This window comes from Pseudomonas sp. S1(2024), assembly GCF_046557535.1.
On the sequence record NZ_JBKGFP010000047.1, the window covers coordinates 94,947 to 120,182 of the forward strand.

General features: G+C 63.2%; 21 protein-coding genes. 10 read left to right on the forward strand and 11 right to left on the reverse strand.

Annotated features, from left to right (window positions below; translation table 11 throughout):
• The first annotated feature begins 110 nt into the window (after window positions 1–110).
• Together ACLCGK_RS13315 and queD are read left to right on the forward strand one after the other, a co-directional pair.
• The gene (locus ACLCGK_RS13315) at window positions 111–1,190 is read left to right on the forward strand and encodes a patatin-like phospholipase family protein (protein WP_410952170.1); all 1,080 of its coding nucleotides are present in this window, start codon (window positions 111–113) and stop codon (window positions 1,188–1,190) included.
• A gap of 53 nt (window positions 1,191–1,243) precedes the next feature.
• The gene (gene queD / locus ACLCGK_RS13320) at window positions 1,244–1,600 is read left to right on the forward strand and encodes a 6-carboxytetrahydropterin synthase QueD (protein WP_015269720.1); all 357 of its coding nucleotides are present in this window, start codon (window positions 1,244–1,246) and stop codon (window positions 1,598–1,600) included.
• Between the two features lie 130 nt (window positions 1,601–1,730).
• Here queD and ACLCGK_RS13325 read toward each other — a convergent pair whose 3' ends face one another.
• Window positions 1,731–2,210 (reverse strand): DUF1289 domain-containing protein, encoded by a 480-nt coding sequence (locus ACLCGK_RS13325; RefSeq protein ID WP_015269719.1) that lies wholly within the window; start codon window positions 2,208–2,210, stop codon window positions 1,731–1,733.
• A 406-nt stretch (window positions 2,211–2,616) separates the two neighbouring features.
• Here ACLCGK_RS13325 and acnB point away from each other — a divergent pair, with 406 nt between their 5' ends.
• Complete coding sequence (gene acnB / locus ACLCGK_RS13330) at window positions 2,617–5,226, forward strand: bifunctional aconitate hydratase 2/2-methylisocitrate dehydratase (RefSeq protein ID WP_023661205.1); 2,610 nt, start codon at window positions 2,617–2,619, stop codon at window positions 5,224–5,226.
• Window positions 5,227–5,398: 172 nt separating this feature from the next.
• On the opposite strand, the gene prpD is transcribed toward acnB, so the two are convergent.
• The 6 genes from prpD to ACLCGK_RS13360 form a co-directional block, all read right to left on the reverse strand.
• Entirely contained in the window at window positions 5,399–6,883 is a 1,485-nt protein-coding gene (gene prpD / locus ACLCGK_RS13335) for a 2-methylcitrate dehydratase (RefSeq protein ID WP_410952171.1), read from the reverse strand.
• Window positions 6,884–7,037: 154 nt separating this feature from the next.
• Window positions 7,038–8,228, reverse strand: a complete 1,191-nt coding sequence (gene prpF, locus ACLCGK_RS13340) for a 2-methylaconitate cis-trans isomerase PrpF (RefSeq protein ID WP_013971913.1) — start codon at window positions 8,226–8,228, stop codon at window positions 7,038–7,040.
• Between the two features lie 144 nt (window positions 8,229–8,372).
• Window positions 8,373–10,961, reverse strand: a complete 2,589-nt coding sequence (gene acnD / locus ACLCGK_RS13345) for a Fe/S-dependent 2-methylisocitrate dehydratase AcnD (protein WP_015269715.1) — start codon at window positions 10,959–10,961, stop codon at window positions 8,373–8,375.
• 191 nt (window positions 10,962–11,152) lie between these two features.
• The gene (prpC, locus tag ACLCGK_RS13350) at window positions 11,153–12,280 is read right to left on the reverse strand and encodes a 2-methylcitrate synthase (protein ID WP_075044544.1); all 1,128 of its coding nucleotides are present in this window, start codon (window positions 12,278–12,280) and stop codon (window positions 11,153–11,155) included.
• 167 nt (window positions 12,281–12,447) lie between these two features.
• Window positions 12,448–13,338, reverse strand: coding sequence for a methylisocitrate lyase (gene prpB, locus ACLCGK_RS13355; RefSeq protein WP_003259689.1), 891 nt, complete (start codon window positions 13,336–13,338; stop codon window positions 12,448–12,450).
• Entirely contained in the window at window positions 13,335–14,051 is a 717-nt protein-coding gene (locus ACLCGK_RS13360) for a GntR family transcriptional regulator (RefSeq protein WP_013971909.1), read from the reverse strand. Before ACLCGK_RS13360 ends, prpB begins: the two co-directional genes overlap by 4 nt.
• A gap of 329 nt (window positions 14,052–14,380) precedes the next feature.
• Between ACLCGK_RS13360 and ACLCGK_RS13365 the strand changes: the two genes are divergently transcribed.
• The 5 genes from ACLCGK_RS13365 to ACLCGK_RS13385 all read left to right on the forward strand — a co-directional run bounded on the left by ACLCGK_RS13365 (window position 14,381) and on the right by ACLCGK_RS13385 (window position 19,895).
• The gene (locus ACLCGK_RS13365; RefSeq protein ID WP_025338438.1) at window positions 14,381–14,917 is read left to right on the forward strand and encodes an ATP-dependent zinc protease; all 537 of its coding nucleotides are present in this window, start codon (window positions 14,381–14,383) and stop codon (window positions 14,915–14,917) included.
• A gap of 5 nt (window positions 14,918–14,922) precedes the next feature.
• Window positions 14,923–16,458 (forward strand): inactive transglutaminase family protein, encoded by a 1,536-nt coding sequence (locus tag ACLCGK_RS13370; RefSeq protein WP_410952172.1) that lies wholly within the window; start codon window positions 14,923–14,925, stop codon window positions 16,456–16,458.
• Window positions 16,458–17,438: an alpha-L-glutamate ligase-like protein gene (locus tag ACLCGK_RS13375; RefSeq protein WP_013971907.1), complete on the forward strand. Its 981-nt coding sequence runs from the start codon at window positions 16,458–16,460 to the stop codon at window positions 17,436–17,438. The genes ACLCGK_RS13370 and ACLCGK_RS13375 overlap by 1 nt, the downstream gene beginning before the upstream one ends.
• A gap of 212 nt (window positions 17,439–17,650) precedes the next feature.
• A complete protein-coding gene (gene pabB, locus ACLCGK_RS13380) occupies window positions 17,651–18,994 on the forward strand; it encodes an aminodeoxychorismate synthase component I (RefSeq protein WP_410952173.1) in 1,344 nt (447 codons plus the stop codon).
• Window positions 18,995–19,160: 166 nt separating this feature from the next.
• Window positions 19,161–19,895: a phosphoadenylyl-sulfate reductase gene (locus tag ACLCGK_RS13385; protein WP_003259694.1), complete on the forward strand. Its 735-nt coding sequence runs from the start codon at window positions 19,161–19,163 to the stop codon at window positions 19,893–19,895.
• Between the two features lie 139 nt (window positions 19,896–20,034).
• Here the strand turns inward: ACLCGK_RS13385 and cysB are convergent, their stop codons facing one another.
• The 3 genes from cysB to ACLCGK_RS13400 form a co-directional block, all read right to left on the reverse strand.
• Complete coding sequence (gene cysB / locus ACLCGK_RS13390) at window positions 20,035–21,009, reverse strand: HTH-type transcriptional regulator CysB (RefSeq protein ID WP_013971904.1); 975 nt, start codon at window positions 21,007–21,009, stop codon at window positions 20,035–20,037.
• Window positions 21,010–21,138: 129 nt separating this feature from the next.
• A complete protein-coding gene (locus ACLCGK_RS13395) occupies window positions 21,139–21,636 on the reverse strand; it encodes a universal stress protein (protein ID WP_015269711.1) in 498 nt (165 codons plus the stop codon).
• 124 nt (window positions 21,637–21,760) lie between these two features.
• Complete coding sequence (locus ACLCGK_RS13400; protein ID WP_085721243.1) at window positions 21,761–22,708, reverse strand: putative 2-dehydropantoate 2-reductase; 948 nt, start codon at window positions 22,706–22,708, stop codon at window positions 21,761–21,763.
• Window positions 22,709–22,939: 231 nt separating this feature from the next.
• Here ACLCGK_RS13400 and ACLCGK_RS13405 point away from each other — a divergent pair, with 231 nt between their 5' ends.
• A complete protein-coding gene (locus ACLCGK_RS13405) occupies window positions 22,940–24,016 on the forward strand; it encodes a 3-deoxy-7-phosphoheptulonate synthase (RefSeq protein ID WP_410952174.1) in 1,077 nt (358 codons plus the stop codon).
• Window positions 24,017–24,147: 131 nt separating this feature from the next.
• On the opposite strand, the gene ACLCGK_RS13410 is transcribed toward ACLCGK_RS13405, so the two are convergent.
• Window positions 24,148–24,429, reverse strand: coding sequence for a GNAT family N-acetyltransferase (locus ACLCGK_RS13410; RefSeq protein ID WP_003259781.1), 282 nt, complete (start codon window positions 24,427–24,429; stop codon window positions 24,148–24,150).
• 509 nt (window positions 24,430–24,938) lie between these two features.
• Between ACLCGK_RS13410 and oprI the strand changes: the two genes are divergently transcribed.
• Window positions 24,939–25,190, forward strand: a complete 252-nt coding sequence (gene oprI, locus ACLCGK_RS13415; RefSeq protein ID WP_003259780.1) for an outer membrane lipoprotei OprI — start codon at window positions 24,939–24,941, stop codon at window positions 25,188–25,190.
• The last annotated feature ends 46 nt before the right edge of the window (window positions 25,191–25,236 follow it).

Below are 25,236 nucleotides of genomic sequence, written 5' to 3' on the forward strand. Positions count from 1 at the left end.
CATGATAGCGCAGCTCCCACCCGTTCATCACAGGCCTCGGCAATGGCACAAATACCTGTGCATGCCTTGAACCCTTTACAATGACTCGCCTGCCGCCCAAGAGACCCGCCATGAGCGCCATTCACATGAAATACCCCGCCCTCACCTTCAAGGCCGGCCAACGTGCCCTGCGGCAGGTCCGCGAGCGCGGCCTGCAGGCGGCCGATGTCGGTGTGCTGCCGGGTGCGGCTGGCGGGCCGAAGCCGCTGGGCATCCAGGGCCTGGACCTGGCGCTGTTCGGTGAGTGGCTGCCGTCGGCACCACGCCAACGTGCGCTGATCGGCGCCTCGATCGGCGCCTGGCGCTTTGCCAGTGCCTGCCTCGACGACCCGGTAGCAGGCATCCGTCGCCTGGGCGAACTGTACACCGAGCAGGATTTCGCCAAGGGCGTCACCCCGGCCGAAATCAGCCGCAGCTGCCAACACATGCTCGATGACCTGCTGCAAGGCCGCGACAGCCAGCTGCTGGCCAACCCGCACTATCGCCTGAACATCCTGGTGGTGAAGAGCCATGGCCAGCTCGCCCACGACCATCGGGGCCGCCTGGGCCTGGGCCTGGGTTCGGTGATCGCCAGCAACCTGCTCGGCCGCTCGCGCCTGGCACGGCACTTCGAGCGCATCATCCTGCACGACGGCCGCGCCACGCCGCCGCTCGACGCACTGACCGACTTCCCCTCGCGCTGCCTGCCGCTGGACCTGGCCAACCTGCGCCATGCCCTGCTTGCCTCGGGCTCCATCCCCATGGTCATGGAAGGCGTGAAAGACATCCCTGGCGCAGGTGCAGGCACCTACCGCGACGGCGGCCTGCTCGACTACCACCTCGACCTGCCCTACCGCGGCGACGACCTGGTGCTGTACCCGCACTTCACCGACAAGGTCGTACCCGGCTGGTTCGACAAGGCCCTGCCCTGGCGCAAGGGCGATGCCACGCGCCTGCAGAACGTGCTGCTGATGACGCCCTCGCCGCAGTACCTGGCGGCCCTGCCCTACGGCAAGCTGCCCGACCGCAATGACTTCAAGCGTTTCATGGGCGATGCGCCTGGCCGCAAGCGCTACTGGTACAAGGCCATTGCCGAGAGCCAGCGGCTGGGCGACGAGCTGCTGGAGCTGATTGCCACCGGGCGGTTGCATGAACGCCTGCAAGCCTTGTAGCGGCCATGCTGGTAGACTGCGCGCATTCTTGATTCACACAGAGTTATGACAGCGTGGAAATTTTTAAAGAATTTACATTCGAGTCGGCCCACCGCCTGCCGCACGTCCCTGCCGGGCACAAATGCGGTCGCCTGCACGGCCACTCGTTCAAGGTCGGCCTGCACCTGACCGGCCCGCTCGACCCGCACACCGGCTGGATCCGCGACTTCGCCGAGATCAAGGCGGTCTTCAAGCCGATCTACGAGCAACTGGACCACAACTACCTGAACGACATCCCGGGCCTGGAAAACCCTACCAGCGAAGTGATCGCCAAGTGGATCTGGGACCAGGTCAAGCCGCTGCTGCCGGAACTGTCGAAGGTGCGCATCCACGAAACCTGCACCAGCGGTTGCGAATATACCGGCGACTGATTTGGTAAACGCACCAGCCCATTCGCGGGCATGCCCGCTCCCACAGGATGCCCACCGTTCTCGAGGTCTGTGATACACCTGTGGGAGCGGGCGTGCCCGCGAAGAGGCTGGCAGCTTCACCAACAAAGCTTCAGCCCTGCCCCGCCTCCAAGGCATCGCGCAGGAAACCGGGGGCGATGTAGCGCTGGTAATGCGCCTCGGACAGCAGGAAGAACTCGCGGTCGATGGCGTCGCGCAACTGCGGCAGCTCCCAGTCGCGAAATTCCGGCAACAGCACCATGCCATAGGCTTCCAGGTCACGGATCATCCGCGCCCCGCGGGCAATCAGCTGGTACGCCCAGCAATATTCCGACTGCTGCTCGACAAAGCGGATGGAACGCTGCTCCAGTTGCTGGCGCAGCAAACCTTTGTCGAACACCTCCAGCTTGGCCATCATCACCTGCACCAGCAGCTGCTCCAGGCGCAGCCACACGGCGCGCTTCTGCGCATCGTCGTAGCCGTTCCAGCTGATCACTTCGTGGTGAAACCGCTTGCAGCCACGGCAAACCGTGTCTCCGTAAACCGTGGAGCACAGGCCGACACAAGGGGTCTTGATGGACTTGTTGGACATGAAAAACAACAGCTTGGCGATGGAACACGAACCCATGTTAGCCCTTTGTCTAACCAGGGTCACTCGTTAAAGTCATCTTCGCCGCCTTACCTTCGGGCTTTTTTTGCCGTAGAATCATCCCGCCTTTTCAAAGGCAACAATGTCCGTTGGAAGCTGTTTTCAAAGCGTCACGAGCACAGTTCATCCGGTAGAACGGCGTTGGCCCGGGCCATGCATCCCTCGCATGCCCGTGCCAGCCCTCATCAGCTCCCCGTTCTGCAGGCGTAAAACTTTGAAAGCAGCTTCTGTAAGGATTCTTTGCGACTCTGGCTGGGCGGCCCACAAAGCCGTGGCAGCGCATGGGTGCATTGAATGCTGGATGAGCGTCCCGGACCCCCTTTAGGGACCACTGATGAGGGAAATAACTGTGCTTGAAGCCTACCGCAAACACATCGAAGAGCGTGCCGCCCTGGGTATCGTGCCCCAGCCGCTGAACGCCGAACAAACTGCAGGCCTGGTCGAGCTGCTGAAAAACCCGCCGGCCGGCGAAGAAGCCTTCCTCGTAGACCTGATCACCCACCGCGTACCGCCAGGGGTCGACGAAGCTGCCTATGTCAAGGCCGCTTTCCTCTCCGCCGTCGCCAAAGGCGAAGCCAAGTCGCCTCTGATCGACCGCAAGCACGCCACCGAACTGCTGGGCACCATGCAGGGCGGCTACAACATCGAAACGCTGGTCGCACTGCTGGATGACGCCGAACTGGGCGCCGTCGCGGCCGAACAGCTCAAGCACACCCTGCTGATGTTCGATGCCTTCCATGACGTGGCCGAAAAAGCCAAGGCCGGCAACGTTCACGCCAAGGCCGTGCTGGAATCCTGGGCTGCCGGCGAGTGGTTCACCTCGCGTCCGGCCATCGCCGACAAGTACACCCTGACCGTGTTCAAGGTGCCTGGCGAAACCAACACCGACGACCTGTCCCCTGCCCCGGACGCCTGGTCGCGCCCTGACATCCCGCTGCACGCACTGGCCATGCTGAAGATGGCCCGCGACGGCATCGAGCCGCAGCAGCCTGGTTCGGTCGGCCCGCTGGCCCAGATCGAAGCGGTCAAGGCCAAGGGTTACCCAGTTGCCTACGTCGGTGACGTGGTCGGTACCGGTTCTTCGCGCAAATCCGCCACCAACTCGGTGCTGTGGTTCTTCGGCGACGACATCCCGTACGTACCGAACAAGCGCGCCGGTGGCTTCTGCTTCGGTACCAAGATCGCCCCGATCTTCTACAACACCATGGAAGACGCCGGCGCCCTGCCGATCGAATTCGACTGCACCAACCTGGCCATGGGCGACGTCATCGACGTTTACCCGTTCAAGGGCGAAGTGCGCCGTAACGGCAGCGACGAACTGGTCACCACCTTCGAGCTGAAAACCGAAGTGCTGCTGGATGAAGTCCGCGCTGGCGGCCGTATCCCGCTGATCGTCGGCCGTGGCCTGACCGAGAAGGCCCGTGCCGAACTGGGCCTGGGCGCCTCCGACCTGTTCAAGAAGCCGGAGCAGCCTGCCGATTCGGGCAAGGGCTTCACCCTGGCACAGAAAATGGTCGGCCGTGCCTGCGGCCTGCCGGAAGGCCAGGGCGTGCGCCCAGGTGCCTACTGCGAGCCGAAGATGACCACCGTCGGTTCCCAGGACACCACTGGCCCGATGACCCGCGACGAGCTGAAGGACCTGGCGTGCCTGGGCTTCTCCGCTGACCTGGTGATGCAGTCGTTCTGCCACACCGCGGCCTATCCGAAGCCGATCGACGTCACCACCCACCACACCCTGCCAGACTTCATCCGCACCCGTGGCGGCGTGTCGCTGCGCCCGGGCGACGGCATCATCCACAGCTGGCTGAACCGCATGCTGATGCCTGACACCGTGGGTACCGGTGGCGACTCGCACACCCGCTTCCCGATCGGCATCTCGTTCCCGGCCGGTTCCGGCCTGGTGGCCTTCGCCGCCGCCACCGGCGTCATGCCGCTGGACATGCCAGAATCCGTGCTGGTGCGCTTCAAGGGCAAACTGCAGCCAGGCATCACCCTGCGTGACCTGGTCCACGCCATCCCTTACTACGCCATCCAGAAGGGCCTGCTGACCGTCGAGAAGAAGGGCAAGAAGAACATCTTCTCCGGCCGCATCCTCGAGATCGAAGGCCTGAACGAGCTGACCGTCGAGCAAGCCTTCGAGCTGTCCGATGCCTCGGCCGAGCGTTCCGCTGCCGGTTGCACCATCAAGCTGCCAGAGAAGGCTATCGCCGAGTACCTGCAGTCCAACATCACCCTGCTGCGCTGGATGATCGGCGAAGGCTACGGCGATGCCCGCACCCTGGAGCGCCGCGCCCAGGCCATGGAAGCCTGGCTGGCCAAGCCTGAGCTGCTGTCGGCCGACGCCGATGCCGAATACGCCGAGATCATCGAAATCGACCTGGCCGAAGTGAAAGAGCCTGTGCTCTGTGCACCGAACGACCCGGACGATGCCCGCCTGCTGTCTTCGGTACAGGGCGAGAAGATCGACGAAGTGTTCATCGGCTCGTGCATGACCAACATCGGCCACTTCCGCGCTGCCGGCAAGCTGCTGGACAAGGTCAAGGGCGGTATCCCGACCCGTCTGTGGCTGGCTCCGCCAACCAAGATGGACGCTCACCAGCTGACCGAAGAAGGCTACTACGGCATCTACGGCAAGGCTGGCGCGCGCATGGAAATGCCAGGCTGCTCGCTGTGCATGGGTAACCAGGCACGTGTGCAGACCGGTTCGACCGTGGTCTCCACCTCGACCCGTAACTTCCCGAACCGTCTGGGCGACGCCACCAACGTGTACCTGGCATCGGCCGAGCTGGCCGCTGTCGCTTCGATCATCGGCAAGCTGCCGACCGTCGAAGAGTACATGCAGTACGCGAAGGACATCGACAGCATGGCTGCCGACGTTTACCGCTACCTGAGCTTCGACCAGATCGCCGAGTTCCGCGAAGCGGCAGCCAACGCCAAGATCCCGGTAGTTCAGGCGTAAGCTGAGTTGTAAGATGTAAAGGAAAGCCCCGGCAGAAATGCCGGGGCTTTTTTGTGGGGGTTGTGTCGGCTTTACCGGCCTCTTCGCGGGCTTGCCCGCTCCCACAGGTACACCACTGCCATCAGGTCTGCGTTGTGCCTGTGGGAGCGGGCAAGCCCGCGAAGAGGCCGATTCAGATCACAAACAAATCCACAAACCTGTGCACCGCCATCTGCTCCAGCTTCTGCTGGTCCTTGCACACATCCACGATCTCCCCACACCGCTGCCGCGCAAAGCGCGTCGCCAGGTTGTCCCTGAACTTGGCCTCCAGCAACGGTATGCCCTCCCCTCGCCGCCGGCGATGCCCGATCGGGTATTCCACCACCACCTGCTCGGTACTGCTGCCATCCTTGAAGAACACTTGCAGCGCATTGGCGATCGAGCGTTTGTCCGGCTCCAGGTATTCACGGCTGAAGCGTGGGTCTTCCACCACCTCCATCTTCTCGCGCAGGCGGTCGATACTGGGGTGGTTGGCATGGAAGGCGTCTTCGTAATGCTCGGCCACCAGATGCCCGAAAATCAGCGGCACTGCCACCATGTACTGCAGGCAGTGGTCGCGGTCAGCGGCATTGGCCAGCGAGCCGCTCTTGGAAATGATGCGGATCGCCGACTCCTGAGTGGTAATGACGATACGGTCGATCTCGTGCAGGCGGTTACGTACCAGCGGATGCAATGTTACCGCAGCCTCACAGGCGGTCTGGGCGTGGAACTCGGCAGGGAAACTGACCTTGAACAGCACGTTTTCCATCACGTAGCTACCCAGGGCTTGCGGCAGGCGCAGCTCTTGCTGCTCGGACGGCTTGAGCGCCAGGTCCTTGTTGGTGTGGCTGAACAGCACATCGTAGAAGCCCCACTGCGGCGCGGTGAGCACGCCAGGCACGCCCATCTCGCCACGCAGGGCAATGTCGGCCAAGCGCACGCCACGGCTGGAAGCATCCCCGGCGGCCCACGATTTGCGCGAACCAGCGTTGGGCGCATGGCGGTAGGTACGCAGCGCCTGGCCATCGACGAACGCGTGGGACAAGGCGCTCAGCATCTGCTCACGGTTGGCCCCCATCAGCCTGGCGCACACGGCGGTGGAGGCTACCTTGACCAGAATCACATGGTCGAGGCCAACGCGATTGAAGGCGTTTTCCAGCGCCATCACGCCCTGAATCTCGTGAGCCATGACCATGGCTTCGAGCACATCGCGCATCAGCAGCGGTGCTTCACCTGCGGCCACGTGCTTCTGCGACAGGTGATCGGCAACGGCCAGGATTCCGCCAAGGTTATCCGAGGGGTGGGCCCATTCGGCGGCCAGCCAGGTATCGTTGTAGTCCAGCCAGCGAACCGTGCAGCCGATGTCCCAGGCAGCCTTGACCGGGTCGAGGCGGTAAGCGGTGCCGGGCACGCGGGCGCCATTGGGCACCACGGTGCCTTCCACCTGGGGGCCTAGCAACTTGGTGCATTCGGGGAAGCGCAGGGCCAGCAGGCCGCAGCCGAGGGTATCCATCAGGCAGTTGCGCGCGGTATCCAGGGCTTCGGCGGATTCGACCCGGTACGTAAGGGCGTAATCGGCAAGGGTTTGCAGCACCCGGTCGTAGTCCGGGCGGGCGTTGAGGTCTACGTTGGCGCTCATATCCAGCTCCCTTCAGAATTGCCGGGGCTGCTTTGCAGCCCTTCGCGACACAAGGCCGCTCCTACAGGTACCGCGCTAACCGTGTAGGAGCGGGCTTGCCCGCGAAGGGGCGCAAAGCGGCCCCAACGAACTAAAGCCGAGCGCCAGTGGTGCGTTAGAAGCTATCGCCAGGCACGCGAACCCAGCCCTCCATCAGCACGCGAGCACTGCGGCTCATGATTGCCTTGGTCACTGTCCATTCACCATTCACCTGGCGCGCCTCGGCCCCCACCCGCAGGGTGCCCGAGGGGTGGCCGAAACGCACGGCGCTGCGCTCGCCCCCGCCTGCGGCGAGGTTGACCAGCGTGCCCGGAATGGCCGCCGCGGTACCGATGGCCACCGCGGCCGTCCCCATCATTGCATGGTGCAGCTTGCCCATCGACAAGGCCCGTACCAGCAGGTCGATATCACCTGCCTGCACCGCTTTGCCACTGGACGCAGTGTAGGTGCTCGGCGGCGCGACGAAAGCCACTTTCGGCGTGTGCTGACGCCCGGCAGCCTGGTCGACGTTGTCGATCAGGCCCATGCGCACGGCGCCATGGGCGCGAATCGTCTCGAAGCGCAGCAGCGCCTGCGAGTCACCGTTGATGGCGTCCTGCAGTTCGGTGCCGGTGTAGCCGATATCCGCCGCATTGACGAAGATGGTCGGGATGCCGGCATTGATCAGGGTCGCCTTGAACGTACCGACACCCGGCACCTCGAGGTCATCGACCAGGTTGCCGGTGGGGAACATCGCCCCGCCGTCGCCATCTTCGTCGGCCGCCGGATCGAGGAATTCCAGCTGCACCTCGGCGGCCGGGAAGGTCACCCCGTCCAGCTCGAAGTCGCCGGTTTCCTGCACTTCACCTTCGGTGATCGGCACATGGGCGATGATGGTCTTGCCGATGTTGGCCTGCCAGATGCGCACGGTGGCGATGCCATTGCGCGGAATGCGCGCCGGGTCGACCAGGCCGCTGCTGATGGCGAACGAACCGACCGCGGCGGAGAGGTTGCCGCAGTTACCGCTCCAGTCGACGAAGGCCTTGTCGATGCTGACCTGGCCGAACAGATAGTCGACGTCGTGCTCAGGCTTGATGCTCTGCGACAGAATCACGGTCTTGCTGGTGCTCGAAGTGGCACCGCCCATGCCGTCGATCTGCTTGCCGTAAGGGTCGGGGCTGCCGATCACCCGCAGCAGCAGTGCGTCGCGGGCCGGGCCGGGGATCTGCGCCTGCTCGGGCAGGTCTTGCAGGCGGAAGAACACGCCTTTGCTGGTGCCGCCACGGATGTAGGTGGCGGGGATTTTTACTTGCGGTACATGAGCCATGGATGTGCTGTCCTGTCTGAGATGCATATGGCCTCTGGGGCTGCTTTGCAGCCCATCGCGACACAAGGCCGCTCCTACAGGGAATTGGTAACTCTTGTAGGAGCGGCCTTGTGTCGCGATGGGCCGCAAAGCGGCCCCCTGCAATTAGGCGGTCGCTTCGAGGAAGTCCTGAGCGAAGCGCTGCAGCACCCCGCCAGCCTCGTAGATCGACACTTCCTCGGCGGTGTCCAGGCGGCAGGTCACCGGTACCTCCAGACGCTCGCCGTTGGCGCGGGTAACCACCAGGGTCAGCGTCGCCCGCGGCGTACGCGCGCCCAGCACGTCATAGGTCTCGCTGCCATCCAGCCCGAGGGTCTTGCGGTCGGTGCCCGGCTTGAACTCCAGCGGCAGCACGCCCATGCCCACCAGGTTGGTACGGTGAATACGCTCGAAGCCTTCGGCGACGATCGCCTCGACACCGGCCAGGCGCACACCCTTGGCCGCCCAGTCACGGGACGAACCCTGGCCGTAGTCGGCACCGGCGACGATGATCAGCGGCTGCTTGCGCTCCATGTAGGTCTCGATCGCCTCCCACATGCGGGTGACCTTGCCTTCCGGCTCGATACGCGCCAGCGAGCCCTGCTTCACGCTGCCGTCTTCCTTGCGCACCATTTCGTTGAACAGCTTGGGGTTGGCAAAGGTGGCGCGCTGGGCGGTCAGGTGGTCGCCACGGTGGGTAGCGTAAGAGTTGAAGTCCTCCTCCGGCAGGCCCATCTTCGCCAGGTACTCGCCGGCAGCGCTGTCGAGCATGATGGCGTTGGACGGCGACAGGTGGTCGGTGGTGATGTTGTCCGGCAGCACTGCCAGCGGGCGCATGCCGCGCAGGGTCCGTTCACCGGCCAAGGCACCCTCCCAGTACGGTGGGCGGCGGATGTAGGTGCTCATCGGGCGCCAGTCATACAACGGCGCCACCTTCGGCCCACGGTCTTCCTCGATGGCGAACATCGGGATGTACACCTTGCGGAACTGCTCCGGCTTGACCGCAGCACGTACCACCGCGTCGATTTCTTCGTCGCTGGGCCAGATATCCTTGAGGCGGATTTCCTTGCCATCGACCACGCCCAGTACATCCTTTTCGATGTCGAAGCGAATGGTACCGGCGATGGCGTATGCCACCACCAGTGGCGGCGAAGCGAGGAAGGCCTGCTTGGCATACGGATGGATGCGCCCGTCGAAGTTGCGGTTACCCGACAGCACGGCAGTGGCGTACAGGTCACGGTCGATGATCTCTTGCTGGATCACCGGGTCCAGGGCACCGGACATGCCGTTGCAGGTGGTACAGGCGAAGGCGACGATGCCAAAGCCGAGCTGCTCAAGCTCCTTCTCCAGCCCGGCTTCTTCCAGGTACAGCTGCACGGCCTTGGAACCAGGCGCCAGCGACGACTTGACCCACGGCTTACGGGCCAGCCCCAGTTTGTTGGCATTGCGCGCCAGCAGGCCTGCGGCAATCACGTTGCGCGGGTTGCTGGTGTTGGTGCAGCTGGTGATGGCAGCAATGATCACCGCGCCATCTGGCATCTGCCCTGGCACTTCTTCCCAGCTGCCAGCGATGCCTTTGGCCGCCAGGTCGCTGGTGGCGACGCGGGCATGCGGGTTGGACGGGCCGGCCATGTTGCGCACCACGCTCGACAGGTCGAAGCTCAGCGTGCGCTCGTAGACTGCACCGCCCAGGCTGTCGGCCCACAGGCCGGTGGCCTTGGCATAGGTTTCCACCAGCTTGACCTGTTGCTCTTCGCGACCGGTCAGGCGCAGGTAGTCGATGGTCTGCTGGTCGATGGCGAACATCGCCGCAGTGGCGCCATATTCCGGGGCCATGTTGGAAATGGTGGCGCGGTCGCCCAGGGTCAGGGCACGTGCACCCTCGCCGTGGAACTCCAGGTAGGCGCCGACGACTTTCTGCTTGCGCAGGAATTCGGTCAGGGCCAGCACTAGGTCGGTGGCGGTGATGTTCGGCGCCAGCTTGCCGGTCAGCTCGACGCCGACGATTTCCGGCAGGCGCATCCACGAGGCACGGCCGAGCATCACGTTCTCGGCCTCCAGGCCACCCACGCCGATGGCGATCACGCCCAGGGCGTCGACATGCGGGGTGTGGCTGTCGGTGCCGACGCAGGTATCCGGGTAGGCCACGCCACGGTCGTTGTGAATCACCGGCGACATCTTCTCCAGGTTGATCTGGTGCATGATGCCGTTGCCCGGCTGGATCACGTCGACGTTCTTGAACGCCTTCTTGGTCCAGTTGATGAAATGGAAGCGGTCTTCGTTGCGGCGGTCTTCGATGGCGCGGTTCTTTTCGAAGGCCTGCGGGTCGAAACCACCGCACTCGACGGCCAGCGAGTGGTCGACGATCAGCTGCACCGGCACCACAGGGTTGACCTGGGCCGGGTCGCCGCCTTTGTCGGCAATGGCGTCACGCAGGCCGGCGAGGTCGACCAGTGCAGTCTGGCCGAGAATGTCGTGGCACACCACGCGGGCCGGGAACCACGGGAAGTCGAGGTCGCGCTTGCGCTCGATCAGCTGGCCCAGCGAGGCGTCGAGGGTAGCCGGGTCGCAGCGGCGCACCAGGTTCTCGGCGAGTACGCGAGAGGTGTAAGGCAGACCATCGTAGGCGCCGGGCTTGATGGCCTCGACCGCCGCGCGGGCATCGAAGTAGTCCAGGTCGGTGCCTGGCAGGTGCTTGCGGAATGCAGTGTTCATATCGTTATCAGGCTCGGTCACGGTACGGTCGTGGATAGCTTTCTAGTTGCAGCCCTGTGTCAGCTGTTCCGGCCTCATCGCCGGCAAGCCGGCTCCCACAGGGACTGCACCAGCCTCAGGAGCAGTGCAATACCTGTGGGAGCCGGCTTGCCGGCGATGAGGCCGGAACAGGCCCCCACAGGTACGGCCTGTCAGCGCTGTTCGATCGGCACGAACTGGCGCTGCTCGACACCGACATACTCGGCGCTCGGGCGGATGATGCGGTTGTTGGCGCGCTGTTCGAAGACGTGCGCCGCCCAGCCGGTCAGGCGCGAGCAGACGAAGATCGGGGTGAACAGCTTGGTCGGGATGCCCATGAAGTGGTACGCCGAGGCATGGTAGAAGTCGGCGTTGGGGAACAGGCGCTTCTGCTCCCACATGGTCTTGTCGATGGCTTCGGAAACCGGGTACAGCACCTTGTCACCCACTTCGTCGGCGAGCTGTTTCGACCAGCCCTTGATCACCTCGTTGCGCGGGTCGGACTCTTTGTAGATGGCATGGCCAAAGCCCATGATCTTGTCCTTGCGCTCGAGCATGCGCAGCAGCTCGGCAGTGGCTTCCTGCGGGTTCTGGAAGCGCTCGATCAGCTCCATCGCCGCCTCGTTGGCACCGCCATGCAGCGGGCCGCGCAGCGAACCGATGGCAGCGGTTACGCAGGAGTACAGGTCGGAGAGAGTCGAGGCACAGACGCGGGCGGTGAAGGTCGAGGCGTTGAACTCGTGCTCGGCGTAGAGGATCAGCGACACGTTCATGACCTTGACGTGCAGCTCGCTCGGCTTCTTGCCGTGCAGCAGGTGCAGGAAGTGGCCACCGAGGGTGTCTTCGTCGCTGGTGCAGTCGATACGCACGCCGTCGTGGGTGAAGCGGTACCAGTAGCACATCACCGCCGGGAACAGCGCCAGCAGGCGGTCAGTCTTGTCACGCTGGGCCTCGAAGGTCAGTTCGGGCTCCAGGGTACCCAGCACCGAGCAACCTGTGCGCATCACGTCCATCGGGTGGGCGTCACGCGGGATGCGCTCGAGCACTTCCTTCAGGGCTTGCGGCAGGTCACGCAGGCCCTTGAGCTTGCGCTTGTAGTCGGCCAGTTCGGCTTTGCTCGGCAGCTCGCCGTACAGCAGCAGGTAGGCGACCTCTTCAAACTCGGCACCAGCGGCCAGGTCACGCACGTCGTAACCACGGTAGGTCAGCCCGGCACCGGCCTGGCCCACGGTCGACAACGCGGTCTGGCCGGCCACCTGGCCGCGCAGGCCTGCGCCACTGAGTACTTTTGCTTCGGCCATGGTGTTTCTCCTTTCTTGAACTTGTTATGGATTCTTTCTGGCTAATTCGGGGGTGGCTGTATCGGCCCTATCGCCGGCAAGCCAGCTCCCACAATGTCTTGCACAGGGCTCGAACCTTGTGCGGTACCTGTGGGAGCCGGCTTGCCGGCGATGAGGCCCTCACAGGCTCAACCTTTTTTCTGGGCAAACAGCGCATCGAGGCTCTGCTCGAAGGCGTGGTAACCAATGGCATCGTAGAGCTCCATGCGGGTCTGCATGGTGTCGATCACGTTCTTCTGCGTGCCGTCGCGGCGCAGCGCGGTGTACACGTTCTCGGCTGCCTTGTTCATGGCGCGGAACGCCGACAGCGGGTACAGCACCAGCGACACGTCGACCGAGGCCAGCTCCTCGGTGGTGTACAGCGGCGTGGCGCCGAATTCGGTGATGTTGGCCAGGATCGGTGCCTTCACCCGGTCGGCGAAGGTCTTGTACATCTGCAGCTCGGTGATGGCTTCCGGGAAGATCATGTCGGCACCGGCCTCGACGCAGGCGGCGGCGCGGTCCAGGGCGGCGTTCAGGCCCTCGACGGCCAGGGCGTCGGTACGCGCCATGATCACGAAGCTGTCATCGGTACGGGCATCGACTGCGGCCTTGATGCGGTCGACCATTTCCTGCTGGCTGACGATTTCCTTGTTCGGGCGGTGGCCGCAGCGCTTGGCGCCAACCTGGTCCTCGATATGGATGGCGGCAGCGCCGAACTTGCTCATCGAGCGCACGGTACGGGCGACGTTGAAGGCAGAGGCACCGAAACCGGTGTCGACATCCACCAGCAGCGGCAGGTCGCACACGTCGGTGATGCGGCGCACATCGGTGAGTACATCGTCCAGGCCGCTGATGCCCAGGTCTGGCAGGCCCAGCGAACCGGCGGCGACGCCGCCACCGGACAGGTAGATGGCCTTGAAGCCGGCGCGCTTGGCCAGCAGGGCATGATTGGCATTGATGGCGCCAACCACCTGCAGCGGATGTTCAGCGGCAACGGCGTCGCGGAAACGCTGACCGGGGGTGCTCTTCACAGTCATTTCTCACCTCGTGGGCTGTTGTTGTGGGCGTCCAGATAGTGACGCTCGATATTGCGCTTGGACGCGCCGATGTGGCGGCGCATCAGGAGTTCGGCCAGCTCGCCGTCACGGTCGGCGATGGCATCGAGAATGCGGTGGTGTTCGGCAAAGGCCTGGCGCGGCCGGTTGGGCGTGGCGGAAAACTGGATGCGGTACATGCGCACCAGCTGGTACAGCTCGCCGCAGAGCATCTTGACCAGGGTCTGGTTACCGCTGCCTTGGATGATCCGGTAATGAAAGTCGTAGTCGCCTTCCTGCTGGTAATAGCCCAGGCCGGCCTGGAATGCGGCATCGCGCTCGTGGGTGTCGAGCACCCGGCGCAGTTCGTCGATGTCGGCCTGGCTCATGCGTTCGGCGGCCAGGCGACAAGCCATGCCTTCCAGCGATTCGCGAATTTCGTACAGCTCGATCAGTTCGGCATGATTGAGCGACACCACCCGCGCCCCCACATGCGGCACGCGCACCAGCAGGCGCTGGCCTTCGAGGCGGTGGATGGCCTCGCGCAGCGGCCCGCGGCTGATGCCATAGGTACGCGCCAGCTCCGGCTCGGAAATCTTGCTGCCGGGGGCGATATCGCCCTTGACGATAGCTGCCTGGATGCGCCGGAAGACGTTTTCGGACAAGGTTTCCGTTTCGTCTGTCAGCACCGGGCTGGGGGTGGATAGGTCCTGCATATTGTCGACACCTTGAAAAACTCTTTGCCAGAAATTAGCGAATTAGACCGAAGCAGTCAAAGACAAAATCAATATTGTCGACAATTGTCTAAGAACGAACTAATGCCAGCCCGGTGCTGTCAGATCGCGCACCGCTGGCGTCAAGGCGCCGGCGTGATAGAATGCCGCGCCTCCGATGGAGTATGGATAGCCTGTCTGTCATCCATTCATGCTGTTGACAGATTAACGAGGAAGCTTGCGCAGTCGCTGCCAGTCGCCTTGCCCTGAACACGGCTCTGAACATGGCTTTGAAAACAGCCCCGAACCTTGCACTGCACCGCGCCAGGAATATGAGACTTACACCCGCATTATTGCTGCTCTGCCTCACCCTGCTGCCGGCCCTTGGCCAGGCCGCAGGCAAGACCGTGTACGGTCTCAACGAATATGCACGCCTGGGCGACCTGGACCTGGAAGTGGCCGCCAAGCTCGACACCGGCGCCAAGACCGCGTCGCTCAGCGCCCGCGACATCAAGCGCTTCAAGCGCAACGGCGAAAGCTGGGTGCGCTTCTACCTGGCCATCGACGCCGCCCATTCGCACCCCATCGAACGCCCGCTGGCACGCGTAAGCAAGATCAAGCGCCGGGCCGGCGACTATGATGCCGAATCGGGCAAGGCCTACACCGCGCGCCCGGTCATCGAACTTGAAATCTGCATGGGCCAGGCCATGCGCACCATCGAAGTCAACCTCACCGACCGCAGCGCCTTCCAGTTCCCGCTGCTGATCGGCTCCGAGGCGCTCAAGCACTTCGACGCGCTGGTCGACCCAAGCCTTAAATACGCGGCCGGCAAACCTGCCTGTGCCACCGACGCTCCCAAAGCAGAGTAATCCCGATGCGCTCTCTTACCCTCCATCTGAAAGTCCTGATCACCGTGCTGGTGCTGTTGGGCGTGGCGGTCACGGCTTATCAGATCTTCGTACTCGGCATCCCGGTAACCGAGGATGAAACCGACGACCTGTGGAATATCGACGCCAAGGTCGAGTTCGTGGCCAGCACCAAGGACCCGGTCAAGGTGCAGATGTTCGTGCCACCGCTGAACCGCGATTACGTCAGCCTCAACGAGAGCTTCATCTCCAACAACTATGGGGTGAGCGTCAACCGTGCCGACGGCAACCGCAAGGTCACCTGGTCGGCCCGCCGCGCCAGCGGCAATCAGACCCTCTACTACCGCCTGGTGCTGACCAAGCGCTACAGCAACGAGAAGACCACGGTCAAAGGCCCGACCTTCCGTGACAGCCTGGCAGTGGAAGGCCCCGAAAAGATCGCCGCCGAGGCCCTGATGGCGCCGATTCGCCAGCACTCGGCCGACGTCGAGACCTTCGTCAGCGAGACCATCAAGCGGGTCAACAACCTCAACGACGACAACGTCAAGCTGCTGCTGGCCGGCGACACCTCGGCCATGAGGAAGGCCCAGGTCATCGACCTGCTGCTGTCGATCGCCCACGTACCGATGGAGAAGGTGCACACCATTCGCCTGGTGGCCGACACCCCGCAAACCCCGGAACTGTGGCTGCGCAGCTTCAATGGCTCCGACTGGCTGTACTTCAACCCCGACACCGGCGAGCAGGGCCTGCCCAGCGATCGCCTGCTGTGGTGGACCGGTGACGACAACCTGATCACCGTCGATGGCGGCAAGAAGGCCAACGTTACCTTCAGCATGAACAACAGCGAGATGAACGCCATCCGCCTGGCCAAGCTGACCGACGAGAATACCGACGCCGATTTCCTCGAATATTCGCTGTACGGCCTGCCGCTGCAGACCCAGCAAACCTTCATGATCATGGTGATGATCCCGATCGGTGTGCTGGTGATCCTGGTGCTGCGCAACCTGGTCGGCCTGCAGACCCTGGGTACCTTCACCCCGGTACTGATCGCCCTGGCCTTCCGCGAGACCCAGCTGGGCTTCGGTATCGTGCTGTTCACGGTAATCACCGCCCTGGGCCTGTCGCTGCGCTCGTACCTGGAACACCTGAAGCTGCAGATGCTGCCACGCCTGTCTGTGGTCCTGACCTTCGTCGTGGTGCTGATTGCCGCCATCAGCCTGTTCAGCCACAAGCTGGGCCTGGAGCGCGGGCTGTCGGTAGCGCTGTTCCCGATGGTGATCCTGACCATGACTATCGAGCGCCTGTCCATCACCTGGGAAGAGCGTGGCGGCGGTCATGCCATGAAAGTGGCCATCGGCACCCTGTTCGCCGCTTCCCTGGCGCACCTGTTGATGATGGTGCCGGAGCTGGTGTACTTCGTGTTCACCTTCCCGGCCGTGCTGTTGATCCTGGTGGGCTTCATGCTGGCAATGGGTCGCTACCGCGGCTACCGCCTGACCGAGCTCGTGCGCTTCAAGGCATTCCTGAAGAAGGCTGACGCCTGATGTTTGGCCTGATCAAGACGTGGAAAGCCCTGGAGGCCCGGGGCATCATGGGTATCAACCGGCGCAACGCGGACTACGTGCTGAAGTACAACAAGCGCCACCTGTACCCGATCGTCGACGACAAGATCATCACCAAGGAGCGCGCCCTGGCGGCCGGCATCCATGTGCCGGAAATGTACGGCATCATCGAGACCGAGAAAGAGATCGAGAAGCTCGACCAGATCATCGGCGGGCGCAACGATTTCGTCATCAAGCCGGCGCAGGGTGCTGGCGGTGACGGCATCCTGGTGATCGCCGACCGCTTCGAGGACCGTTACCGCACGGTATCGGGCAAGATCATCAGCCACGAGGAGATCGAACACCAGATCTCGAGCATCCTCACCGGCCTGTACTCGCTGGGCGGCCACCGCGACCGCGCACTGATCGAGTACCGGGTCACCCCCGACCAGATCTTCAAGAGCATCAGCTACGAAGGCGTGCCGGACATCCGCATCATCGTGCTGATGGGCTACCCGGTGATGGCCATGCTGCGCCTTCCGACCCGCCAGTCCGGCGGCAAGGCCAACCTGCACCAGGGCGCCATCGGCGTGGGTGTCGACCTGGCCACCGGCGTTACCCTGCGCGGCACCTGGCTGAACAACATCATCAGCAAGCACCCGGACACCACCAATGCGGTGGATGGCGTGCAGTTGCCGAACTGGGACGGTTTCATGAAGCTGGCGGCCGGCTGCTACGAGCTGTGTGGCCTGGGCTACATCGGTGTCGACATGGTACTGGACCAGGACAAGGGGCCGCTGATCCTCGAACTCAACGCCCGCCCCGGCCTGAACATCCAGATCGCCAACGACTGCGGCCTGACCCAGCGCACCCACGCCATCGAGGCGCACCTGGAAGCGCTGGCCAAGGATGGCATCAGCGAAGATGCCGAACAGCGCGTGCGAGTATCGCAAGGTTTGTTCGGGCACGTGCATCCGCGCTAGCAACCCGGGGGGCCGCTTTGCGACCCATTCGCAGCACAAGGCTGCTCCTACAGGTTTACGCTATCTCCTGTAGGAGCAGCCTTGTGCTGCGAATGGGCTGCAAAGCAGCCCCCGGCGCCAAACACAATGTTGAATGTCGCGCCCAGCGCTAGGCGCATTTCCTGCACAGGTCTACAATCGCCCTCCTCGCTTTTACATCGCCGTCCACACTGATGCCGACCTGTACGCTCCACCCCCTGCCCTACCAGCCCGACCCTGCCGCCTATTTCGCCCGCCTGCGCCAGGCCCCCGGTGCCATCCTGCTGGACAGCGCCCGCCCCGGCGCCGAACGCGGGCGCTTCGACCTGCTCAGCGCCTGGCCGCTGCAACACCTGCAAGCGCAGCCCGACGAAGATGGCCGCACCTTCCTCCAGCGCCTGCGCGCCGGCCTGGCACGACTGGGCCATGCGCAGTTGCCCGCAGGCAGCGAGCTGCCGTTTGCTGGCGGCCTGATCGGCTACCTGAGCTATGACTTCGGCCGCCGCCTGGAACACCTGCCCAGCCTGGCCGTGGACGACCTTGGCCTGCCGGACGCGCAACTGGGCCTGTATGCCTGGGCGCTGGTGACCGACCACCAGTGCGCGACCAGCCAACTGGTGTTCCACCCGAGCCTTCCGGGCAGCGAACGGGAACGCCTGACCGCCCTGTTCGAAGGTGTCGACAACGCGGAAAGCGGCAGCTTCCAGCTACTCGCGCCGATGGCCGGCGACCTGCAGCCCGAGCAGTACAAGGCCGCCTTTGACCAGGTGCAGCGCTACATCCAGGCCGGCGACTGCTACCAGATCAACCTTACCCAGCGCTTCCGCGCGCCCTGCCAGGGCGACCCGTGGCACGCTTACCAGGCCCTGCGCAAAGCCTGCCCCACCCCCTTCTCCGGCTACCAGCAACTGGCCGACGGCAGCGCCCTGCTGAGCTTTTCGCCCGAACGCTTCATCCGCGTCAGCCAGCGCCAGGTGGAAACCCGGCCGATCAAGGGCACCCGCCCGCGCGCCAGCAACCCGGCAGAAGACATGCGCAATGCCGAGGAGCTGCTGCACAGCCCCAAGGATCGCTCGGAAAACCTGATGATCGTCGACCTGCTGCGCAACGACCTGGGGCGTACCTGCGAGATCGGCTCGGTGAAGGTGCCGGAGCTGTTCAGCCTGGAGAGCTACCCCAACGTGCACCACCTGGTCAGCAGCATCACCGGCCAGTTGGCCAGCGACAAGGATGCCCTGGACCTGATCGGCGACAGCTTCCCCGGCGGTTCGATCACCGGCGCGCCGAAGATCCGCGCCATGCAGATCATCGATGAACTGGAGCCGGCACGCCGGGCGCTGTACTGCGGCTCACTGCTCTACGTGGATGTGCGCGGCGAGATGGACAGCTCGATTGCCATTCGCAGCCTGCTGGTCAAGGGTGGGCAGGTCAGTTGCTGGGGCGGCGGCGCGGTGGTGGCCGACTCCGAGTGGCAGGCCGAATATGAAGAGTCGATTGCCAAGGTGCGGGTGTTGATGGAGACCTTGCAGGGCTTGTGATCGGCGGCGCCTGCTTCGCGGGCTCGCCCGCTCCCACAACTGGCAGATGTGCGCTGTACCTGTGGGCGCAGGCGCCACCGACTCCAAGCCCGCCTAACCCGGCATTTTTTGTTACCATCACCTCACTACGAGCGCACAGCGCCACAGCCAAGATGGAAACCGCCTGATGAGCCAACCCTTCGACGTCGCCGCCCTGGCCGCGACCTATGCCAACAAGTCCCCGCAGGACATCCTCAAGCTTGCCTTCGAGCACTTCGGTGATGACCTGTGGATCTCCTTCAGCGGCGCCGAGGACGTGGTGCTGGTGGACATGGCCTGGAAGCTGAACAAGCAGGTCAAGGTGTTCAGCCTCGATACCGGCCGCCTGCACCCGGAGACTTACCGGTTCATCGACCAGGTCCGCGAGCAGTACGACCTGCCAATCGAAATCCTCAGCCCCGACCGCGCCAAGCTCGACCCGTTCGTCAAGGAAAAGGGCCTGTTCAGCTTCTACAAGGACGGCCACGGCGAGTGCTGCGGCATCCGCAAGATCGAGCCGCTGCGCCGCAAGCTGGCCACCGTTAGCGCCTGGGCCACCGGCCAGCGCCGCGACCAGAGCCCGGGCACCCGCAGCCAGGTGGCCGCAGTGGAAATCGACAGCGCGTTCTCCACGCCCGAACGCACCCTGTACAAGTTCAACCCACTGGCGCAGATGACCAGCGAGGAGGTGTGGGGTTATATCCGCATGCTGGAGCTGCCGTACAACAGCCTGCACGAGCGCGGCTTCATCAGCATCGGCTGCGAGCCCTGCACCCGCCCGGTGCTGCCAAACCAGCATGAGCGCGAAGGGCGCTGGTGGTGGGAAGAGTCGACGCAGAAGGAATGCGGGTTGCACGCGGGCAACCTGATCAGCAAGGCATAACACAGCTGGGGCCGCTTCGCGCCCCAATCGCCGGCAAGCCAGCTCCCACAGGAACATCACAAGCCTTCAGGCAATGGTAATCCTGTGGGAGCTGGCTTGCCGGCGATTGGGCCGCAAAGCGGCCCCGTACGATTCTAGATCAGTGCACCGGCAGCTCGACGCCTTCGAACAGGTCTTCCAGCTCCTGTTTGTTGTGGCACTGGATGGCCTTGGCCATCACTTCACGGGTCAGGTGCGGGGCGAACTTTTCAATGAAGTCGCACATGAAACCACGCAGGAAAGTGCCGCGGCGGAAGCCGATCTTGGTAATGCTGGCTTCGAACAGCTCGCTGGCATCCAGGGCCACCAGGTCGCTGTCGAGTTTGGTGTCCACCGCCATCTTGGCGACGATCCCCACGCCCAGCCCCAGCCGCACATAAGTTTTGATCACGTCGGCGTCAGCCGCGGTAAACACCACTTTCGGCGTGAGGCCGCGGTGGTTGAACGCTTCGTCCAGCTTCGAACGCCCGGTGAAACCGAACACGTAGGTAACGATCGGGTATTCGGCGACCGCTTCCAGGGTAAGCTTTGGCAGCTTGGTCAACGGATGGCCCTGCGGCACTACCACGCAGCGATTCCACTTGTAGCACGGCATCATGATCAGGTCGCCGAACAGCTCCAGCGCCTCGGTGGCGATGGCAAAGTCGACCGTACCGTCCGCAGCCATTTCGGCAATCTGCATGGGCGAACCCTGGTGCATGTGCAAGGACACTTCCGGGTACTGCTTGATGAAATTGCTGATCACCGGCGGCAAGGCATAACGCGCCTGGGTGTGGGTGGTGGCGATGGACAGCGTGCCTTTCTTCTCGTTGGAGAACTCCTGGGCAATCTGCTTGATGCTTTCGACCTTGCGCAGGATTTCGCCGGCGGTATTGATGATGCGCTCACCGGCCGGGGTAACGCGGGTCAGGTGCTTGCCGCTGCGGGCAAAGACTTCAACACCCAGCTCATCCTCGAGCAGGCGGATCTGCTTGCTGATACCTGGCTGGGAGGTATACAGGCTCTGCGCCGTCGCGGAGACGTTGAGGTCATGGTGCGCCACTTCCCAGATGTAGCGCAGTTGTTGAAGCTTCATAGGTTTCCCTCGGTTCAGCGATGAGTCCGCGGCAGCAGGCGGCGACGATATATAACTATATTAGTGGTTCTGGAAATAAATCTAGAACTATTTTGTTACATACCACCCCGAAATGGCCTACGGCCATCTTCATGCTTTCCTACGCCCCAAATGCTGCGCCAGCGGCACCATGTATACCGGTACCGGCGACAGCTGCAGCAGCCGTACCGCCGTACGCCCCAATGGCACATCCACGCCGGCGCCGGCACTGTGGCTACCGAAAATCAGCAGATCGACGCTCAGCCGCTGTGCCTGGTCGAGGATCACCTGCGCTGGGTCGCCCTGGCGTACCCGCACTGCCTTGATCACTGCCAGGTCAGCCTCCTCGCCAAGTTCGTCGCGAAAGTTTTCCAGCACACGCTGCTCGATATTGGCCATCACCGTATTCACCCCCTGGCTGTGCAACTGGTCGAGCGTCTGCTCATCGAGGTAGCTCTGCAGGAGAGATTCAGCGAACTGGCCCATGGGCTCCACCGCATGGATCACATACAACTCGGCGCCAAATGTGCGCGCCAGCGCCAGCGCGTGTTGCATGACAAAAGGGGCGTAGACACCGAGGTCGGTGGCATACAGCATGGAGTGGATCATTCGACCTCCTCGACTGCCGCTGCGGCAGAGCAAGCTTCAGCTTAGCAGCGCGCCGGACGCACGCTTTGCCGTCCGGCGCGCTGCCGATGCGGGCTGGAGCGCCCCGACGGGGCCAGAGCCACCCTCAGCGGGGCTGTTCGCCCCGATCGATGAAAGCCAACGCCTGGTACAACATCTCCATACGCGGCAAGTGGCAGCCTGCCGCACGCGCCTGTGCCAACGGCTCGGCATAGATGGCCTGCAGCTCCAGCGGGCGCTTGTGGACATGGTCGTGGTACATGCTGGGCCAGTAGTCGGGCATGCGCTCGGTCACCTGGAACAGGTGCTCGGCATATCCCTCGGGCAACACATGGCCACATGCCGCCGCGCCTTGTACTACCTCCGCCATCAAGGCCTGGATCAGGGCACGGCCATTACTGTCGGCCATCAACGGCGTGGTGCTGGCTCCGAGCAGCACCGACAGGCCGTTATAGGGCACATTCCATACCAGCTTCTGCCAGCGTGCCTGGGCCAGGTCGGGCATGGCCTGCGAGTCGATGCCCGCAGCCCGGAACAGCTCAGCACCCTCATTGACCAGCGCGGCACCGCCATCGTTTGCCGGCCCGCTGTGGTAGCCGAGGTTGACCGCGCCCAGGGCCTGGTGGCGAATCACGCCGGGCGCCTGGCGGTTGACGCAGATGAAACACAGGCCGCCGAGCAGGTGCATGTCGCTGCGCAAGGCCGGACGCAACTGCTCCTCCACGCCCAGACCATTCTGCAACAGCACCACCTTGGCGCCCGGTGCAGCCGCCTGCACGATCAGCGGCGCCAACTGGTCATTGCTGGTGGCCTTGGCACCCACCAGCAGCCAGTCGCAGGGCGGCATGCCGGCGGCACTGGAATAGGCCTGCACCTTTGTCTGCAGTTTGCCATGCTCGGCACTTTCCAGGGTCAACCCCTGCTTGCGGACAACCTCGTACTCGCTGCGCAAAAGAAAATGCACATCGAAGCCGGCCCGGGCCAGCATCAACCCATAGAAGCCGCCGATGGCGCCACTGCCGATGATGCCGATACGTGGTGTGTGCGGATGCATGCCGATCTCCTGGTAAATGTCAGCCCTCTTTTTACACAGGTTGCGCGGCGCTGGGCAGCCCATGCTCGGCAAACACCTGCCATCTCGGAAAAACCCCACACGGACTGGGCCCAGCCCATTGTCGCGCCACCTGTAACGCGCTAAGGTTCGGCTCCCCGCTGCGATTATTCTTGCTGCTGGGCCGCACGGGGATAGTTGGCGGCCGGCACCCGTGACCTGACGAGTAACACGATGGCTGATTTACCGATCGATGACTTGAACGTTGCCTCCAACGAGACCCTGATCACACCCGATCAGCTCAAGAAGGAAATCCCCCTCAGCGCCAAGGCCCTGCAGACCGTGACTGCCGGCCGTGAAGTGGTGCGCAATATTCTCGACGGCAAGGACCATCGCCTGTTCGTCGTGGTCGGCCCATGCTCGATCCACGACATCAAGGCCGCCCACGAGTATGCCGACCGCCTTAAAGTGCTGGCCGAGGAAGTGTCCGACACGCTGTACCTGGTCATGCGCGTGTATTTCGAAAAACCGCGCACCACCGTCGGCTGGAAAGGCCTGATCAACGACCCGTACCTGGATGACTCGTTCAAGATCCAGGATGGCCTGCACATCGGTCGCAAGCTGCTGCTGGACCTGGCCGAAATGGGCCTGCCGACCGCCACCGAAGCGCTCGACCCGATTTCCCCGCAGTACCTGCAGGACCTGATCAGCTGGTCGGCCATCGGCGCCCGCACCACCGAATCGCAGACCCACCGCGAGATGGCTTCGGGCCTGTCCTCGGCAGTCGGTTTCAAGAACGGCACCGACGGCGGCCTGACCGTTGCCATCAACGCCCTGCAGTCGGTATCCAAGCCGCACCGCTTCCTCGGCATCAACCAGGAAGGCGGCGTGTCGATCGTCACCACCAAGGGCAACCCGTACGGCCACGTGGTACTGCGCGGCGGCAACGGCAAGCCGAACTACGACTCGGTCAGCGTCGCCCTCTGCGAACAGGACCTGGCCAAGGCCAAGATCAAGGCCAATATCATGGTCGACTGCAGCCACGCCAACTCCAACAAGGACCCGGCCCTGCAACCACTGGTGATGGAGAACGTCGCCAACCAGATCCTCGAAGGCAACCAGTCGATCATCGGCCTGATGGTCGAGAGCCACCTGAACTGGGGCTGCCAGTCGATTCCGAAGAACCTGGACGAGCTGCAGTATGGCGTGTCGATTACCGATGCCTGCATCGACTGGTCGGCTACCGAGAAGACCCTGCGCAGCATGCGTGCCAAGCTTAAGGATGTGCTGCCGCAGCGTAAGCGCGGCTGATGCAATAAAAGAGCGGGGCCGCTTCGCGCCCCATCGCGACACAAGGCCGCTCCTACAGGGTTATGCGATTTTCTGTAGGAGCGGCCTTGTGTCGCGATGGGGCGCGAAGCGGCCCCGCTTTTTTTACAGAATCAGACCTTGCTCGAATGCCGCTGCTGGCGCTCCATGTAGCGTTCCACGTACGAGCAGGACGGAATCACGGTGTAGCCCATCTGCTCAGCATACTCCAGGGCCCGCTCGGTCAGGGCGGCAGCAATCCCGCGGCCGCGCAGGGCGTTGGGTACGAAGGTGCGATAGATGTCCAGCGTCTGCTTGCCCAGGTCCATGTACGTCAGATAGGCACGATGACCGTCCACGCTGGTCTCGAACTGATGACCGGCCTGGTCATGATGGATGGTCAGCGCTTCGCTCATCACTACTCCTCGCAGGTCTTCTCGGCAGACCCATACCTTAACCGATGGTGGTTTATCCGGCACAGAATCCTCTACGCCACCTGTTGCCCACTTCGACCACTGGACGATTGCAATCGTTCGGATCTTCTGGCACTCACAAGATAGTAGGCGTCGCAGGCGGGATTGCTCAAGGTGGTGGCGGTTAAAAATGGCGAAAATGCGGCCAAATGCCATTCTTGACCGCGCGCCCTGCTGCAACCGGATGTACTAGGGCTTAAGACGCTGGCAGACAGTTAGAGTCACCCTTAGTTCAACAAAAAAGTTCCTGTACCACAGTCGCTTGCGAAGCCTGCACGTTTTTTTCACGGGCGTGTCGCAAATCTTGTCGGAAAGGCGTCAAGCAACATTTTTTTTGCAGTTCTTGCGCTTAGTCAGTTTACTTACTACAAGTAATGGGTACTATGTACGCCGGCCAGTTTCTCTTTTCCGAGAGATGGCTATTTAATAGAAAGTCCTTGAAGGGGAACACGATGAACAACGTTCTGAAATTCTCTGCTCTGGCTCTGGCCGCAGTTCTGGCTACCGGTTGCAGCAGCGTATCCAAAGAAACCGAAGCTCGTCTGACTGCGACTGAAGACGCAGCAGCTCGCGCTCAAGCTCGTGCTGACGAAGCCTACCGTAAGGCTGACGACGCACTGGCAGCCGCTCAGAAGGCTCAGCAGACCGCTGACGAAGCCAACGAGCGCGCTCTGCGTATGCTGGACAAAGCCAGCCGCAAGTAATAATCCTCACGGATTGTTATGAAGCCGACCCACTTGTGGGTCGGCT